At 39.1% G+C, this 16594-nt stretch carries 21 protein-coding genes; 10 read left to right on the top strand and 11 right to left on the bottom strand.

Features of this window, described 5'->3' with window-relative positions; translation table 11 throughout:
- The first annotated feature begins 12 nt into the window (after positions 1 to 12).
- The 5 genes from G3570_RS07190 to G3570_RS07170 all read left to right on the top strand — a co-directional run bounded on the left by G3570_RS07190 (position 13) and on the right by G3570_RS07170 (position 3043).
- Complete coding sequence (locus G3570_RS07190; RefSeq protein ID WP_165140723.1) at positions 13 to 576, top strand: hypothetical protein; 564 nt, start codon at positions 13 to 15, stop codon at positions 574 to 576.
- 14 nt (positions 577 to 590) lie between these two features.
- Positions 591 to 1229 carry a hypothetical protein gene (locus tag G3570_RS07185; RefSeq protein ID WP_165140721.1) on the top strand — a complete coding sequence of 213 codons (639 nt, stop codon included), beginning with the start codon at positions 591 to 593 and terminating at the stop codon, positions 1227 to 1229.
- A 17-nt stretch (positions 1230 to 1246) separates the two neighbouring features.
- Positions 1247 to 1711, top strand: coding sequence for a redoxin domain-containing protein (locus G3570_RS07180; protein ID WP_165140719.1), 465 nt, complete (start codon positions 1247 to 1249; stop codon positions 1709 to 1711).
- A 401-nt stretch (positions 1712 to 2112) separates the two neighbouring features.
- The gene (locus G3570_RS07175; protein WP_165140717.1) at positions 2113 to 2466 is read left to right on the top strand and encodes a response regulator; all 354 of its coding nucleotides are present in this window, start codon (positions 2113 to 2115) and stop codon (positions 2464 to 2466) included.
- 118 nt (positions 2467 to 2584) lie between these two features.
- Positions 2585 to 3043 carry a fasciclin domain-containing protein gene (locus tag G3570_RS07170; protein ID WP_165140716.1) on the top strand — a complete coding sequence of 153 codons (459 nt, stop codon included), beginning with the start codon at positions 2585 to 2587 and terminating at the stop codon, positions 3041 to 3043.
- Positions 3044 to 3051: 8 nt separating this feature from the next.
- On the opposite strand, the gene G3570_RS07165 is transcribed toward G3570_RS07170, so the two are convergent.
- The 6 genes from G3570_RS07165 to G3570_RS07140 are packed head-to-tail and all read right to left on the bottom strand — an operon-like array spanning position 3052 to position 7474.
- The gene (locus tag G3570_RS07165) at positions 3052 to 3924 is read right to left on the bottom strand and encodes a diacylglycerol/lipid kinase family protein (protein WP_165140714.1); all 873 of its coding nucleotides are present in this window, start codon (positions 3922 to 3924) and stop codon (positions 3052 to 3054) included.
- The gene (locus G3570_RS07160; RefSeq protein WP_165140712.1) at positions 3924 to 4784 is read right to left on the bottom strand and encodes a succinyl-diaminopimelate desuccinylase; all 861 of its coding nucleotides are present in this window, start codon (positions 4782 to 4784) and stop codon (positions 3924 to 3926) included. Before G3570_RS07160 ends, G3570_RS07165 begins: the two co-directional genes overlap by 1 nt.
- A 2-nt stretch (positions 4785 to 4786) precedes the next feature.
- Positions 4787 to 5137 (bottom strand): DUF952 domain-containing protein, encoded by a 351-nt coding sequence (locus G3570_RS07155; RefSeq protein WP_165140710.1) that lies wholly within the window; start codon positions 5135 to 5137, stop codon positions 4787 to 4789.
- An 18-nt stretch (positions 5138 to 5155) separates the two neighbouring features.
- Entirely contained in the window at positions 5156 to 6106 is a 951-nt protein-coding gene (locus G3570_RS07150) for a succinylglutamate desuccinylase/aspartoacylase family protein (RefSeq protein WP_165140708.1), read from the bottom strand.
- On the bottom strand, positions 6099 to 7022 hold the full coding sequence (rimK, locus tag G3570_RS07145; RefSeq protein ID WP_165140706.1) for a 30S ribosomal protein S6--L-glutamate ligase: 924 nt from the start codon (positions 7020 to 7022) through the stop codon (positions 6099 to 6101). The genes G3570_RS07150 and rimK overlap by 8 nt, the downstream gene beginning before the upstream one ends.
- A gap of 20 nt (positions 7023 to 7042) precedes the next feature.
- Complete coding sequence (locus G3570_RS07140) at positions 7043 to 7474, bottom strand: putative ATP-dependent zinc protease (protein ID WP_165140704.1); 432 nt, start codon at positions 7472 to 7474, stop codon at positions 7043 to 7045.
- Positions 7475 to 7662: 188 nt separating this feature from the next.
- Between G3570_RS07140 and G3570_RS07135 the strand changes: the two genes are divergently transcribed.
- From G3570_RS07135 to G3570_RS07120, 4 genes are all read left to right on the top strand, one after another.
- Positions 7663 to 8475: a 5'-nucleotidase, lipoprotein e(P4) family gene (locus G3570_RS07135; protein ID WP_165140702.1), complete on the top strand. Its 813-nt coding sequence runs from the start codon at positions 7663 to 7665 to the stop codon at positions 8473 to 8475.
- Positions 8462 to 9055 carry an SRPBCC family protein gene (locus tag G3570_RS07130; protein ID WP_165140700.1) on the top strand — a complete coding sequence of 198 codons (594 nt, stop codon included), beginning with the start codon at positions 8462 to 8464 and terminating at the stop codon, positions 9053 to 9055. The genes G3570_RS07135 and G3570_RS07130 overlap by 14 nt, the downstream gene beginning before the upstream one ends.
- Before the next feature lie 174 nt (positions 9056 to 9229).
- Positions 9230 to 9790, top strand: coding sequence for a hypothetical protein (locus G3570_RS07125; protein ID WP_165140698.1), 561 nt, complete (start codon positions 9230 to 9232; stop codon positions 9788 to 9790).
- Between the two features lie 79 nt (positions 9791 to 9869).
- Positions 9870 to 10280 carry a DUF5362 family protein gene (locus G3570_RS07120; RefSeq protein WP_165140696.1) on the top strand — a complete coding sequence of 137 codons (411 nt, stop codon included), beginning with the start codon at positions 9870 to 9872 and terminating at the stop codon, positions 10278 to 10280.
- A 62-nt stretch (positions 10281 to 10342) separates the two neighbouring features.
- Here G3570_RS07120 and G3570_RS07115 read toward each other — a convergent pair whose 3' ends face one another.
- The 3 genes from G3570_RS07115 to G3570_RS07105 all read right to left on the bottom strand — a co-directional run bounded on the left by G3570_RS07115 (position 10343) and on the right by G3570_RS07105 (position 12743).
- A complete protein-coding gene (locus G3570_RS07115) occupies positions 10343 to 11605 on the bottom strand; it encodes a hypothetical protein (protein ID WP_165140694.1) in 1263 nt (420 codons plus the stop codon).
- Between the two features lie 11 nt (positions 11606 to 11616).
- Positions 11617 to 12108, bottom strand: a complete 492-nt coding sequence (locus G3570_RS07110) for a hypothetical protein (protein WP_428841714.1) — start codon at positions 12106 to 12108, stop codon at positions 11617 to 11619.
- Positions 12109 to 12200: 92 nt separating this feature from the next.
- Complete coding sequence (locus G3570_RS07105; RefSeq protein ID WP_165140693.1) at positions 12201 to 12743, bottom strand: adenine phosphoribosyltransferase; 543 nt, start codon at positions 12741 to 12743, stop codon at positions 12201 to 12203.
- Positions 12744 to 12856: 113 nt separating this feature from the next.
- Between G3570_RS07105 and tadA the strand changes: the two genes are divergently transcribed.
- Positions 12857 to 13330, top strand: coding sequence for a tRNA adenosine(34) deaminase TadA (gene tadA, locus G3570_RS07100; RefSeq protein ID WP_428841713.1), 474 nt, complete (start codon positions 12857 to 12859; stop codon positions 13328 to 13330).
- Positions 13331 to 13474: 144 nt separating this feature from the next.
- Here the strand turns inward: tadA and G3570_RS07095 are convergent, their stop codons facing one another.
- A complete protein-coding gene (locus G3570_RS07095) occupies positions 13475 to 13963 on the bottom strand; it encodes a hypothetical protein (RefSeq protein ID WP_165140689.1) in 489 nt (162 codons plus the stop codon).
- Positions 13964 to 13968: 5 nt separating this feature from the next.
- Positions 13969 to 16536: a serine/threonine-protein kinase gene (locus G3570_RS07090; RefSeq protein ID WP_165140687.1), complete on the bottom strand. Its 2568-nt coding sequence runs from the start codon at positions 16534 to 16536 to the stop codon at positions 13969 to 13971.
- Positions 16537 to 16594: the final 58 nt, after the last annotated feature.

The raw sequence follows: 16594 nt of genomic DNA, 5'->3' as shown, positions 1-16594 counted from the left end.
TTATAGATATTCATGACAGACCGGGAAATTACGCAGGAACAGCTTGACACACTGGTAGAAGATGCTGCATATCTTGAAGATGAAGCAGAGGCACTTAAATATGTTATAGAGAATGTGCCGTACACGGAAACACCACCCGACGGCAAATCCATTGCTGAAATGCTGCTGCTCATAGATCATGCACAGCTATCATACTACCGGCCAATCTTGGAACAGGCTTTTAAAAATCCAAGACCTACCAGACTTGGTGATTTTGAGCATTTTCGTGAAACATTTGAGGTAGATCAAGAGAAGCTAGACGATATACAAAAGTTGCTCAGCAAACTCGCCAAACATCGGGCGGGTGTTGTAAATGTCATAAAAAATATTCCGCTAATTGACTGGGAGATAGTTATTTATGACGACAATAAAGAAATTACCTTATACGATTTTATGCAGCAAATGATACGATTTGATCGATCTATGCTCAAGCAAATAGCAGATCTGGTCATGGTATTTGAACAAGAGAAGCAAACCCGCCGGGAAATTGAACAAAAACAGGCCGCCCGATCCAGACAAGAACCCGAAAATTCCTGAGATCCTAGTATTTTATGGCATGGGATGCATTACTACTTAGTTTCGTCGGTTTTTATTGCGGTTATAGGTGTTATAATTATGCAGAAGGTAGCGATAGATTAAAGTTTCTGGGATTGAGTATTGCGGCCCTGGTATTTGCCACTACCCAGGCTAGTGTAGTGGTTGATGGGTGGCTAGATGCCATTGATCTTACACTATATTCAGATATAGTTGTAGAATGGGGACATATTATTGCGCTGGCATTCGTTTTAAGCGCTTTGGCAGTGTTTATCCGACAGTCTAAGCCCGTATTTGCCCAATTTCCACTAGTTTATGCCGCTTTACCGCTTTTTATAGTCTTATCTTATGTATTGGTAGCCAACACCTATGCCTTGAAGGATTGGTTACTTAGTATTTACCAGGGAGGAGCCATTCTGGTTGCATTGCTGATGTATTCGGTTTATACCTACAGAGAAAAACGATATATGTACATCCTGGTGGGAATTATTTTATTCCTGATAACCTTCATCATCTATTGGTATATACCCGGAGTGAATGAGAATACAGGTTGGTTATGGAAAACTTTGCTTATTAGCAGCCTTCTCATGACTCTATACGGGTATGAATATGCCAGAAAAAAGAATCCTTCAAGCAAGGATACCATTCAAATATAAACCTTATACAACATATTATGTCTATAGATAGTGGGGATACTGCGCCCAATTTTGAATTGCAAAATACAGAAGGAGAACCTGTCGAGATATATAATTATCTAAATGGGTCTAAAGGCTTATTGCTATTTTTCCCATTAGCTTTTTCTAGTAAGTGCACAGAAGAACTTTGCACAGTAAGAGATAATATGAAACTATATAATTCATTGGATGCCAAAGTGATTGGCATTAGTGTAGACAGTTTCTTTACGTTAAAAGAGTTCAAGAAAGCCCAAAATTTGAACTTCACACTTTTAAGTGATTTCAACAGGGAAGTATCTGAAAAGTACGACGCTCTATATGATGATTTCTACGGAATGGTAGGTGTCGCCAAAAGAGCTGCCTTTGTAATAGGTGAGGATAAGCAAGTTGAATATGCAGAAGTTTTAGATGATGCTAGCCAGGTTCCTGATTTTCGTTCCATTAAGGAGGCATTACAGCAGTAACATTTTTAAAGTATTGTTTGATAGTGTAGTGAATAAGGGAATAGATAGATTTATTTAAACTTTACATAATATAAATTATACGACATATATATACTCATTAGGCCAAAATTGTCATTTCAATAATTAATAATGAATTCGGCGTTGTAATAAATAGTATGACAGGAATTACCCATTTATCTGCTTTAGATTTATTGAAAATGTATGTTTTTCCTACTTCCTCTCTATAAACAATTCCAGCATGTCGAATAATGTAGTGAACCATTCCCGAGTCATACATTGATGCCTTCTAGTTAATATTCCGTATTTGTAAACCTTTATAAAGTATTGTCGGTCATTAACTTACCTTGTATTTTTTAACAAATTTAGATTATTTGTGGAGAAATTAAATAGATTGGGCGCATATGAAGATTCTTATCATTGAGGATGACCGGCTTATATCCCTTATGCTTACAAAAATGGTCCAAAAAATGGGTCATGAGGTTCTTGGCGCCTATGCAAAAGGAGAAGCAGCGGTTTCAGCTATCGATGAAATGCATGTTGATCTTATCCTTATGGATATTATGCTTGAAGATAATATGGACGGGATCGAAGCTATGCAAAAGATCCAATCAAAGAATGACTCCATCCCGGTAATCTATATTACCGGTAATTCAGATGAATCCACAAAATTAAGGGCTTCTAAGACCAATTATGAAGCTTACCTGGTAAAGCCTGTCACCTTTTCTCAGTTGCAACAGATTATCGGTGCACTATAAAGCTATCTTGTTGCCTATTACATTTTTTTTTAGTTGGTTACAGCTAAGATTTATTTCATCTAAGTATCTACAGACAAATATTCGGCTTTATTCAACAGTAATTAAAGTCATCAATAAAATGAATATTAACAGAGGGATAGGCCTCCTTTTAGCTGCCTTTTTACTAATGGCGAATCCTGAATTGGCAAATTCCCAAAAAATCATGACGGTCATCAAGAATCATAGCAATCTCAGCTCCTTTGCAGCTGCTTTGGAAGCAAATGGGATTGATGAAGAACTATCAGGTAACGGCCCCTTCACCATATTTGCCCCAATTAACGAGTCATTTGATAGAGAAACTTCAGGTAAGAACATTACTTCATCATCAATCAGGAATCTTTTACTGAACCATATCATGACCGGTTATGCTACTGAAAGAAATATGAAAGTGATGGCCAGGGCTACTTCAATGGGTGGCGTAACACTTGTTTTAAAACCTGGCGAAAATCCGGTAAAGATAAACAATGCAGAAGTCTTGAAGATGAATATAAGAGCTCAAAATGGCGTACTGCACATAATAAAAGGCATTCTCAAGTAGCAGTTATTTTACCTGCATATCACTTCTAATGACTTGGGATATAGTGTAATATCAAACTTTGTATCGTTACTGGTGATTTGTTCACCGTCTGTATGGATGTAAACCGGCCTATTGAATTCCAAAAATGCCTTTTTAGCCTTACGGCACTCGTAATAAGGAAGCCATTCCTGCTTGCCAATTAGAAATAAGGGTAATAAGAAAGGCAAAAGTCCTTTTGAAATAGATCTGATCATTACAATCCGTAACAATTCATCAAAGGGATTAGCATCCTGTGCAATCACAAAATTACCTCCTTCTACCCTTCCATTGGCAGCTGTAATCATGATCCAGTCACTTTCATCCAACAAAGTTCCGTCAATAGAGATGTTTACCTTAAATGGACTACGCAGAAAATTTGCTTTTAAAGCGGACAGAGCATAGCGTAACGAGCCAAATCGTACTTTGCTCGCCATGGCATATCGGTTGGTTTGTCCGTCAAAACCAAAACCAAGAGTATTTATGAAATGAAAATCATTGCACTTACCGACTGAAATATAACGGGTTTTTCTTCTTTTCAGTACCTCGACGGATCTTTCAAGATCTTTGTCTAAACCAATACTCTTTGAAAAGTCATTACCACTGCCCAAAGGTATCACACCCAGGTTAGCCTCAGACTTTAACAAGGCTACGGCAACATCTCTGACGGTTCCATCACCACCGCAGGCAACTACGGTATCGTAACGAAGTGCTGCTTTTTTTGCTTCCGATTTTAGGTGCAAGCGCGATTCTGTGCTGATAAATCGTGTATCTCTCCAATCGGCAGTCAGCTCCTTTAGCTTCAGAAAACTATTATATGACCTATTTCTATTGGATGACGGATTGTATAAAAAACAGTAGCTCATTAAGCAACTGAATTTAGATAATCCGCTAATATGTTTAGAACTCGTTCAATGTCCTTCTTGTACACTTTTTCACCTTTTTGGTGATATGGATAGATGGCGGGTTCCAAAGCATTTGATACCACAGGTTTATCACTGTTGATATTAAATTCGTATCCATAGTGAAGGTAATCATTGGTGTTATTATCCAAATGTATCTTCGAATCGATCTCCTTAAATCTGTTTTCTGCTTGAGTGGTCTTGTTTTTGAGTTCTTTATTCGGATCCAGGTCATTTAATTCCCAATGTTTCGAATAGAGAGCCACGCCGGATTCTCCTTTAAAGAGCGGAGTGGTGTCTACAGTTATAATTTCATCAGGAATAAACTCATTTTGAAGACAAGTCTTAGATATGCGTTTGGCCCCGATCCCATGTTCATAACCTTTGCCTATATTCCGAAGTAGTTCCGGATGCTCTTTAAGGCCTTTGCTTTCCTCCATTTCTGAAAAGAAAAACAAAAAGTTGGGTACCTCACCTATCGAATCCAAGTGCTCGGCAATAGATAATATGATGCCTAAACCTGCACAATCGTCCATTGCTCCCTGAATATGTGATTCAGTGACTTTAACCGGCAGTTCAGCCGGGTGTTTGTTACCAAAGTGATTGATTTTATCCAGGTGAGCTGCAAGTGCTACTGTATAATTAGATTGGGCATTCGGAACGCTAAAGATAAGACTGTTTCCCGGTACACGGATCTCTTCAGCGTGTGGTATCGATTTAAATACACTTCTTATATAAGGATGTATTCTCTCTTCATAGGTGCTGAAGGAAGGAATTTTAGCCGTCTCGCATATATGATTTAAAGCAGCTTCAAATAATGTCATGTCTAATTCTCGGAAAAAGATATTTTATAACTTCCGTCATCTTCGCTTGCCAGTTCAATTTTATCAATTACAGCGTCCATATTCAAAGGCCCATAAATATGTGGGTATTTGATATCCGAATTTCCACAATTTTCATATCTTATTTCAGGATCAACCAGTGTAGTATTGATGATAATCAGCAGAATATCATCTTCTCCACTATACAATCTATTGGTAACTTCCTCAATATTTCTGCCTGTCGAACAATGTATAAACCCTTCGGTATCAATGGTTTCGGGGTGATATCTTGAGTCTTTTTTCTGTGTTTTCCAATCTTCTTTTTTTACAACGTGAAAGATTAAATCGTCTTTCATAACTATCTGTAGGTATTCTTATTTATTGAGATTATAAGCCAGATGAACCAGGGCATCCCCCTTATGTACCACCGGCGTATTGTTTAAGCCTATTACTCGTCCATTTTGGGGACTCATTGATTTGAACCATTCTTGCCCGAAGGGATCATTTATATGGCCCAAAACTTGTCTTTTATTAACTTTTTCACCCAATTCTATTTTAGAGCTGAATAGTCCGGCATATTTGGCCCGCACCCAGGTTGTTTTATAAAATACTTCGCTATCATTGGGATCAGGTGCCGAATCAATCATATCCAGGTGCTTCATCACGCGCATCGTACCGTTCATACCTTCTTCGATGCCAGATTCATCATATCTGAGCGACTCTCCCGATTCATACACCAGTATATGCTTACCTTTCTTCTTAGCGGCCTTTCTGAATGATTTATTTATGAGAGCAGAGTTAATAATGATAGGCGGAGCAAAAGCTTTGGCCAGCTCTTTGTTCTTTGGAATATTTAGGGTGCAACGTATTTGGGGAAAGTTGGCTCTTGCTGAACCTCCGGTATGAAAATCAATTCCGTAATCAATTTGCGGTATGATTTCATTCATTAACGTATAAGCCAACAATTTGGCTAGTGAGCCTCCTTTAGAACCCGGAAAACTGCGATTTATATCTTTACCGTCAGGTAATCCCCGCACATTTTGAATAAACCCATATACATTCACTACAGGCATAGCTATAACGGTACCTCGCTCAGGTACAATCTTTTCCCTGTCAATTAGCCTTCGGATAATTTCAATTCCGTTGATTTCATCCCCGTGCAACCCTCCTGTAAGAAGTAGCACCGGTCCGTCCTCTTCGGCCCGATACACATATACCGGTAAATCGATGTTGGTATAGGTTGGCAGCCGGGCGATGTTGAGAAAGATCTCAGCATGTTCTCCCAGCCCGATTTTTTTCTTATTGATCGTTATTGAATCAGGCATCGCTTTTAATCTTCCTGCGCGTACTTTTATTATCTCGTTGTTGTTGTACTTTTTTTTCAATGAAACGGATGATCTGACCGGCAATATCTTTTTGTGTTGCACGCTCAATTCCTTCAAGTCCCGGAGAAGAATTTACCTCAAGGATTAACGGTCCTCGATCGGACTGTAACATATCTACACCTGCAATAGATAGTCCCATTGACCTGGCGGCAACTAAAGCAGCTTTTCTCTGTTGTTTATTCAATTTGATGAGTTCCACGCTGCCGCCCCTGTGAACATTGGATCGAAATTCGCCGTCTTTCCCCTTGCGTTTCATTGCACCAACAACTTTTCCATCCACCACAAACGCTCGGATATCTTCGCCTTTGGCTTCCTCGATGAATTCCTGCACGATAACACGTGCCTTCATGCTGTGAAATGCCTGTATAATCGATTCTGCAGCTTTCTGAGTCGGTGCAAGGACTACACCCACCCCTTGTGTTCCCTCTAACAGTTTGACGATCAGAGGCGGACCTCCTACTGAAGCAATCACTTTTTTCACTTCCGAAGAGTAATTCGTGAACACTGTTTTGGGCATACCGACCCCTGCCCTTGCTAGAATTTGCAGACTTCTCAGTTTGTCACGAGACCTGACCAGTGCCTGGGATTCTACTGCTGTAAATATTTTCATCATTTCGAATTGACGTACAACGGCAGATCCGTAAAAAGTAACCGAAGCCCCTATTCTTGGAATCACTGCATCTACACCTTCAATCTTGGTACCACGGTAATAAATACTCGGGTTATCTTTTTCAGATACCAGATCACACTTCAAATGGTCAAGAACAGTTGCTTCGTGACCGGACTCTTCGATAGTTTCAACTAGTCTGCTTGTGGAATATAATTTTGAATTACGGGATAAAACTACAATGTGCATGTATAACTATTATTCTTGAATCAATTACGGTTCTGAAATTTCTTGGTAACATCAACAATGAAATGTCCCTTTATCAACTTACGGCCTATCAGAACGGGATATCTCATCTCTGATCTGTCTGTCAGCGATAGTTCCGCTTCCAGCGTTTTACCAAGTACAACGAGATTCGTTTTCACGATGAATCGTTCTTCTGATACCCCGTTGGAACTTTTTACAGTTTTGGATTTATGAATGGGCAGTTCAAAAAGTTTTTCATTATATGTTTCATGTGATGGGTCAAGCAAATTAAAACGAACGTACTTTTTTCCATCTTTATGAATACGTTCAATATGATGACAGTGAAGACTTGAGGTGTAAGCACCGGTATCAATTTTAGCATTTATATCGTAAAGGTCCCATTCAGGAAAGTCAACAACCTCTACCCTTCCGATAATGCTAAGATCGTCTGTCACAGTTATTTTTCATATGTTAAAACGCTTGATTAATGAGACCAATAATACAAGATATTCTTCACTCTATCATCCTGTAAATGAGTTAATAATCTAATTAATCGAATCAGAATATGATTTCTAAATTAAAGACATGTACAGACCCTTCATCTTCAAATAATAGGTATATCTGCAATTACGTATTACTTATATTGCTTTCTATATTATTTATTTCATGCGCTCCCGGAAAAGAGATTAGTGATCACCCTACAACTCAGGCTACTTTATGGGTACAAAATGCAGCTGAGTACCAGGCATTAACCACGATGGTCTATCAGACTGCTGCTTCCAATATTGCTCTGGCTAAGGAGGACTCCTACTGGTCTGCTATCCCATCCCAGGATAATAATTATCATAACCTCCCTCCTGCTGTAATCTTGGATGTAGATGAAACTGTTCTTGATAACTCAGCCTTTCAGGCAAGAATGATTAAACAGGGCGCAGAATTTGATTTAGCCCAATGGAATGAATGGGTGATGGAAGCACAAGCTGATCCGGTTCCGGGATCACTCAAATTTACTCAACAGGCTGCAAAAGAGGGAATAAAAGTCATTTATCTGACCAACAGGGAAGCCTCCGTTGAAGAAGGTACCCGGAAAAATTTACAAGAATTAGGTTATCCACTACCCGATAGCGGAGATGTTATACTCAGTAAAAACGAACGGAAAGAATGGACATCAGATAAGATAAACAGGCGAAATTTTGTTGCAGACAATTACCGGGTTCTTATGCTGTTCGGGGATGATTTGAATGATTTTATTCCTGCGAAGGAAATTAGTGAAAGTGAAAGAATGCGACTTATAAATGACAACCGGCAACGTTGGGGGCAAAAATGGTATATCCTGCCAAATCCTGTATATGGATCTTGGGAGCAAGCACTGTATAATTTTAACAGTTCGCTAACCGACGAAGAGAAAGAAGAGATCATTTTGCAAAAGCTGGAGACAAAGAATGTTAAAAAATAAACACGTAGTCGTTACTTTCGTCATTTCTATGGCATTTTTTCTCTATGCAAAGAGTATCGATGCCCAGAAACTTGATCGGAATATACATCTTCAGACTATTGTCAATGCACCAATACAAGATGTTTGGAAAGCCTGGACTACCGAAAGTGGGCTGGAATCATTTTTGGCACCTGACTGTGAGGTGGATCTGCGTGTAAACGGTTCAATGGATATCTTTTTTTATCCTGAAGCACCTGAGGGTCAGAGAGGAGCTGAAAATCTTCATATACTCGCAGTCGAAAATTACCGTCTGCTCTCGTTCACCTGGAATAATCCGGCTGAACTTCCCGGTATTGGAAACCAGCAGACCCATGTTTTACTAAAATTGTTTCCCGCGGGTAAATCCGCCAATAAAACCAAACTTGTATTGATACATGACGGATGGGGAGATGGAGAACTCTGGGATCAGGCTTACCGGTATTTCTCTAAAGAATGGCAAAATACCGTGCTGTTTCGACTTCACTACCGATTTGATAAAGGTCCGGTAAACTGGAGTTATCCACCTAAAAATACGGGTAAATACCATATCCTTGTTCAATAGCTCCTATTCATCACTTGCTTATCTATTTAGAAGTCCCGGTAATTATTACAAAATGATCAAATAATTAATATTTACTGTGCTTTTTGAATTTTATTTTCTATAGTTAATTAGATGTGAGAGTTCAGCAGTCGCATATCATAATAGTGTATCAGAGAGAGCGATATTTAAAATAGTATGAAAGCAAGGATCATTATATTAGGTCTATTTTTGTTGCTTGGGGTAAGTTCTACCTTATTCGCCCAACCTTTTGAAAAACCAAGCAATTATGAAATACCAAAGCAAAGTATTTACCTGGAATTGGGTGGAAACGGAATATTTTACTCACTTAACTATGATGTGCTATTTAAAAATGGCTATGGTATTCGCTTGGGTGGTTCTTATCTATATAGCAGTTTTGGAAGAACTATTGGTGGGGAAAGAGGCCCTTATTCTAGAATAGGAGAATCTAATGCACTTATTGGACTCGTCATGGGTCAGAAATTGATCGGCGAAAAAGCCAGTAAATTTGAGCTGGGGGCAGGTTTTATGTTTGGAACTATTTATGATGCGGAAAACTGGGATTATGTCAAGCCGCCCAGTTTGACCTTTTCAGCAGGTTATCGATTTTTTCCTGATGATCCGGGAAAGTTTACTTTTAAAGCAGCATTTACCCCAATCATTGATCGTAATGGGTTTCATCCGCGATTCGGCTTGAGTCTTGGAGTTACTTTGACTCCGGAAGGCAACACACGTTGAGATAATTTCTTTTTTATAGTCTACTTATCTGGCTATACTGAATTGCGATTCAACCCTATTTAAATTAACAGATATAAAAATGGACGTCAATGCTTCGGAAGATCAGATAACCCTTCAAAATATCTCTGTACTACAGGGTGAACTTCTATCCGATACGGTAAGTAATATGGCTTCAGATATGAAATTCTATGCGATATTTTATTTAATCGTAGGGATATTTTACTGTTTTACGATTTTTGGAGCTCTGTACGGAATACCTCTAATCATTTACTGCATCAAATTAAAAGACTCGGCAGATCAGTATAGAGAATTTGTCAGAGATAAAGATTTTACTCTATTACTTGAGGCTATGGAAAATCAACGTAAATTTTTCTTCTTTAATAAAATAGTAATTATCATTGGTATACTATTCACGCTTCTCTACGTGTTATTGATCTTTTGGTTCGGTTCTGCTCTATTTTTTGATATGCCATCCAGAAGTTTTGCCTAACTAAAAAAACCCTGCAAGAGTTTGACTTACAGGGTTTTGTTATAGTGACTTTAAAATAAAGTTTATTCTTTGGGATCCTTCTTTTCTCTTGCCAGCATAATTCCGAGTGCAACGATAGCTAAGATGCTGAATCCAAGAAGGTAGACCAGCAGGTTATTAGAGTCGGGTTCTGCATTTGACGCCCAAATTGATAATTGATTATCAATACTTGCCATCTGTTCATTACTCAATACATTAGCTTCTATAATATAAGGTGTCCAGTCCGCTTGTACCCTTCCTGACCAGAAGTTACTGAAAGCTTTGTAATTTTTTAATGAAGTTTCGCCACTACCCTTTTCGCTTGCCTTAATAGATTCGGCAAGATAGCTGTCTAAAGTCTGATAGAAGGTTTCATTGTCATTGAATTTGGGCAGGTCGATTCCTGCACTGTCAAAAGAAGCATTAATTGAAGTCCAGGTCTTTGCTGAAACCTCTTCATTCCACTTGGAAATCGCAGAACCAATATTTTCCCTGGCTTGTTGCTTATCGCCTTCCGCATAGATCTCCACCAGATTTTCCCCGACTTTATCCCACATATTCTCAAATTGCTGCTGCACGGCATTCATTCGCAGGTAGTCACCGGCGGTTAGATCTTGCCCGGAATTGAGAATAGTCAGGTTTTCATCGGCAATATTCATGACCATCTTCAAAGCATTACCATCAGCGTTAAACCTTGCACGTTTTTTGGCGTTTTCAAGATCCTGCATGGTTTCCACCTTAAGTTTCTGATAGGTAATCATTACCGAGTCAACAAAAGAAAGGATGAGCTCATCCCGCTGTTCCAGGCTTTCCCGATATCTTCGTACCATGCTTGTTAATTGCTTCTCGCTTTGGAGTGACTTCTGCATAGCCCTTCTCAATGAATCGGTGCGATCATTTAAATCATCGAGCCTGGTATCGTAGGAAGTCATCTGTTGGGTGAGTTCCTGCAGTTGTTCTTCCTGCTGTTCAATCGTGGTAATCTGATTTTTTGATGCCAACACGCGACGCTTAAGCCCATCCATTTTATCACTGAATGTTTCAGGATAAAGTGCAACATCTAACAGCTCCTCATGCTCACTAAAATTTTGTTCCAGTGTTTTAACCCTCTCAATTAATGCATTGACAGAATCTGTACTCTGGGTATTTGTAAGCTTGCTGTTTATGTCATTGTACTGATTTTTGAAGTTTTGCTGTATTTCGTAGTCGGACTTCACTTCCTGTCCCATTGCTGTGTAATTACAGCTTAATAAAATACCAACAAGTACGGCAAATAACGTTTTACGAACGGTTATCGAATTATTCATTAATCTCATAATTAACTGGCTTCCTCTTCAGTGTTTTCATTTGAATCGGGTTTCTGAATACCTTTTTCCGTCAGTGCATAGTTTTCCCCGGTTTCACGATTAAGCAGTTGCACATAAGGATTTCTCTGATTGAAGGCAGGTTTTGAAATTCCTCCCTCTTTTATCAGAATCTTATTCTTAAGTTTCAGAGTACTTTTTTCCGGTGCCATCACGTACACATTTTGATAGCCAGGTGAAGTGATGTAATAGTATCCTTCATTGCCACGTATCATTCGTACTTCCTCAGTTGTCACTGAACTGCTATCCTGAGTTTCTGCATATTGTAGAGGTAGAATATTAAAGGAAAGTCCGGTTCTAACATCATTGACCGTTCCATTTTCATCGGTCTCCAAAACCGATTCAATTGGCTGTGAATAATCAACGTCACTGATAACTAGTGTCTGTTTGCACCCCATGAAAACAGTAACACAAATAAGCAGCAGTGCTTTTAATAACTTGCTCAAACGCATCATTATGCCATCTTTTAATTAATTGTTAAATATCACTCTTCAATTAATTATAGATGTCAGATTAACAAATGTTCCCGCTGTTTTGCCTATATGCTTACTAATATGTCTATGTCGGTGTCAGGTTTTAGAATATCTTTACCTTGAAGCGCCGCCAGCTCAATAATGAATGAGTAGCCTACTACAACAGCTCCCAGCTTTTCAACCAGTTCTGTTGCCGCTTTCGCAGATCCGCCTGTAGCAATCAGATCATCATGAATAATGACGCGATCGCCTTCACTCAGAGCATCTGCATGCATTTCAATGGTATCTGTACCATATTCCAATTCATAACTGGAAGATATGACCTCGGCAGGGAGTTTATCAGGTTTTCGAATGGGCACAAATCCGGCATGAAGATCCTGAGCCAGATTTGTGCCGAACAAGAAACCCCTGGACTCCAGACCAATGACATGGTCAATGTTACTGTGCCTGAAGGGTCGGGCCAAGACCTGGGAAGTTAATTCCAGGGTGTCTGGATTCTTGAGCAGTGGAGTAATATCCTTAAATTGTATGCCCGTTTTGGGGAAATCGGGTACATTCCTGATATGTGATTCCAGCAGTTTTACAATACTTTCTTTTACAGCGTCCATTCTTGTATTTTTATGCTTTGAAATTTGCATCTGATTATAGCTATTAAAATTTATAAGAATCAAATGCCAACACTTATGAATATGATATTTAGAGTATGAAGAACATACCTCCTATGAAAAAGCATCAACAGCATATGCAAAAAGCATTTCTGCTGGCTGAACAGGCATATGAAGAAAAAGAAATTCCGGTAGGGGCTATTATTGTAAAACAAGACCGCATCATCGGAAAAGGATATAATCAAACAGAGCGATTGAAAGACGCTACGGCCCATGCTGAGATGCTGGCAATTTCAGCGGCATGCTCTACCCTCGACAATAAATACCTTGAGGGATGTACACTGTACGTAACTTTGGAGCCCTGCCCTATGTGTGCCGGTGCGCTGGTTTGGTCAAAAATTGACCGTATTGTATTTGGGGCAACAGATTCAAAAAGCGGTGCCTGCGGATCATTGTTTAACCTTGCCGCCAACAATAAACTCAACCATCAGGTTGAAGTAATACAGGGTATTATGGAACAGGATTGTGAATGGCTACTTAAGCAGTTTTTCCAAGAGCAACGATCTGACAATAACGGAAGTGATATCTAATTGATTATTAAAATCTTATGTATTATCAAGCTTACCCTGATTTATTATTCATATAGGGCGTAATAACTTGACTCACTTTCGCTTGCAATACTCATCAATGATACTCATAAGTAAATAAAATTCACCATTGCCTGGCAAAAAAGCCTACCACTCAACCTGTATCTCGGGTGGAGTGTCGCCTTCAACATACATACTATCAGCCAAAACAAATATGGCATATTCAATTACCCTGTATGGTGCAGTTCTTTTTACAACGAGTCTTAAAGAATCCCCGGCCTTTAAATACTTCAGATAACCATCCGTCAACTTGTCTTTTTGGTCATTTAATGGTTCTAAGAAACGACTTATATTTCCCGGGAACTGAAAACTCATGTCTGAGGAATCAGGTGCGACCCAAACCAATGTGTCCCCCCTTGTTACCCTTGGCTTTCTTACTTTCCATTTGTTTTGATCTTTTTTGAGAACCAATTCATGTTTTATCGGTGGTGCCGGCCGATCATCAGTGCCTTTCTTATAATCACTGCAGCTTATAAATAATAATATTGAAAGCAACAGCGTGAAGATTATTTTATATCGTAACATACCTATCCCTCCTTTTTTGTTTACTGCAATTGATGAGAACGTATCTCTCATATTTATTAGCTGTGATCTTCAATTATTTTTTTAAATTTAGGATCTTCAATCAGCTCCTCAAGCTCTGGTTGTGAAATAACATCTGCTAAAGGATACCCATTTTCCAGAGCACTTTTGATCCAGGCAATTGCCTCTCTTCGATCTCCCAGCCTCTCGTAAGCAGCACCGATCATAAATTGATTTGTCATAGTCAGGTCATCCCCCCCTTTTGAAACAGCCTTATTGAGATAGCTGACAGCTTGAACTGAGTCTCTTATTTCAGCATAGTAGTTGCCTAAAGATCTCAATGTTGTGACATCATTCGGATTAACATTCAAGGAATTTTCTGCTATTTCAATCGCTTTCCGGAAATATTTATTGGCTTCCTCGCGTTTTCCTGTACTCCAGTAATGAGCATTTCCCAAATTAGCCCATAAGCTGTATCTATTAGGTCTGAATTGAAGCGCTACTTTGTAGTTTTCAGCTGCCTTTTCGTAGTTCTTATTCATGTAATAAATAGTTCCCAGATTGGATGCCGCACTCCCGGTCTGTTTAATACTCATTGACTTTTCATAGTTCTTAGCTGCTTTTACTAACTCATTTTTCCGGTAAAAAGAATTACCCAGATTCAAATAGCCACGATAATTATCGGGTGACAGTTCTATCACCTGTTTGAATTGTGCAATGGCATCGTCATACCGGCCTGTCAATAAATAAAAATTTCCTAAATAGTTATAGTTTGCCCAATAGGCAGATTTTTGCTTAATGGCTTTCTTGAATGTTTTTTCAGCTTTATCCATTTCTCCCATAGCCATATAGGCTCTTGCAAGTTCTCGATAGGCACTATCATTGGTCGTATCGATTCTTATAACGTCCTCAAATTGGTTTACTGAAGCTTCATATTTCCCTGTACCCCTGTACAATATTCCCAAAGCTACTTTCACACCTTCCAGCTGATCATTTATTTGCAATGCTTTATTCATCGCCTTTCTTGCCTCAGAAACATAGGTAGTATCTCTGGTTAACTCATATTTTTTCCAGTAACTTTCTCCGATTTTAGCATAAGCAAGTGCATAAGATGAGTCCTCGGAAATCGCTTTGTTAAATTGCTGTATGGCAAGGTTAATCTTTTCCTCATCCTGATAGTCATGCAAATATCCCATTCCGCTGAGGTAATAATTCATTGCTTCCTGCTTCGTAGTACCTCCTTTAGTAATTGGTTCTTCCAATTCAGAATTGAATTCCTGACCTAACATGTTATATATATTTTCTACTGCTTTATTATGCAGCAATGCAAATTCATTTACTTCTGCATCAATAATACCTGCCTGTATTTGTTCCAGTTCGACAGCGTCCCAAAGATTAAGAGTAAGTCTTATATTGTCATCACCAAAGGGTTGAATACTGCCATCTAAAACTAGTGTTGCATTCAATTTATTTCTGGCTTCACGTGGATTACTGATATTTTGTTCTAAGATATCAGCCATTGGGAGTACAGAAAAAGATGGAATTTGATCAACATTAACTAAGGAACTTGTCAGCGTTTCGTATAAACCGTCAACCAATAACTGGTTCGTAGTATCTGCACCAATATTTCTAAAAGGTAAAACCACCAGTCGTATATCCTCGGGCAACTGGCGATTAGTAAACCACTCCCATCCATAAAATTTTGAAACCGGATAAAGTAATAGCAGGATAAGTACTACAACTACTGCAAATCGAGCAGGCGTGTAACTTCCTGACCCTAACAAATCCGGCCAAATTTTCAATGAACTGCGGCGCCTGTATTGAATTTCGGTATTCCGAAAGCTTTCCAATATATCGTCAATTGATTGAAACCTGTGCTGTGGTTCTTTTTCAAGACACCGGTGAATGATATCTTCTATATAATTGGGTATTCCCGGAACAAGTTCGGATACTTCAGCTGGTTGCTCATTCAATATTGCATAGCTTGCAGCCTCATCATATACAGCATTAAAAGGTAAGCTGCCGGTAAATAACTCATATAAAACAACTCCATAGGACCAAATGTCAGATCTTCTGTCAATTTCTTTTCCTAAGAGCATTTCCGGTGCCATATAAACTGTTGTGCCAAGAGTAACTCCGGTTTTTGTTATATGAACTGAGCCCTGAATTCGTGCCAGTCCGAAATCCATGATTTTAACGTTTCCCTTTTCATCAATCATGATGTTGTTAGACTTGATATCCCTGTGAATAATACCCTTGTCATGAGCAGCTTGCAGCCCTTCTGCTATCTGTCTGGCAATTTTAAGCTTATCATCCATGGACAAATTTTCATTACGGATGTGCTCAGAAAGTTCTTTGCCGTGCACATATTCCATAACGAGAAAGAGTTCATCATCGGATTCCTCAATGGCATAAATCTGTGCGGTGTTTGCGTGATTCAAAGCAGCGGCTGCCATAGCTTCGTTGCGAAATCGTTGTTGCACGGACTTATCATAGGTGGAGTAAGCCGGCAAAAATTTTAGAGCCACTTTGCGATTGAGCTTGGTATCCCTAGCGAGATAAACCACCCCCATTCCTCCCTCACCCAGTTTGTCAATGATCTCGTAATGTAGAAATGAAGACTTCATAACCTAATTTGCACCCCTGCATAATTGATTATTTACCTTCTATAGCAATTTCCCGGCT

The organism is Halalkalibaculum roseum (assembly GCF_011059145.1).
Taxonomy (GTDB): domain Bacteria; phylum Bacteroidota; class Rhodothermia; order Balneolales; family Balneolaceae; genus Halalkalibaculum; species Halalkalibaculum roseum.
Note: the sequence above shows the minus strand (reverse complement) of the source record. Positions and strands in the feature narration are given on the sequence as shown.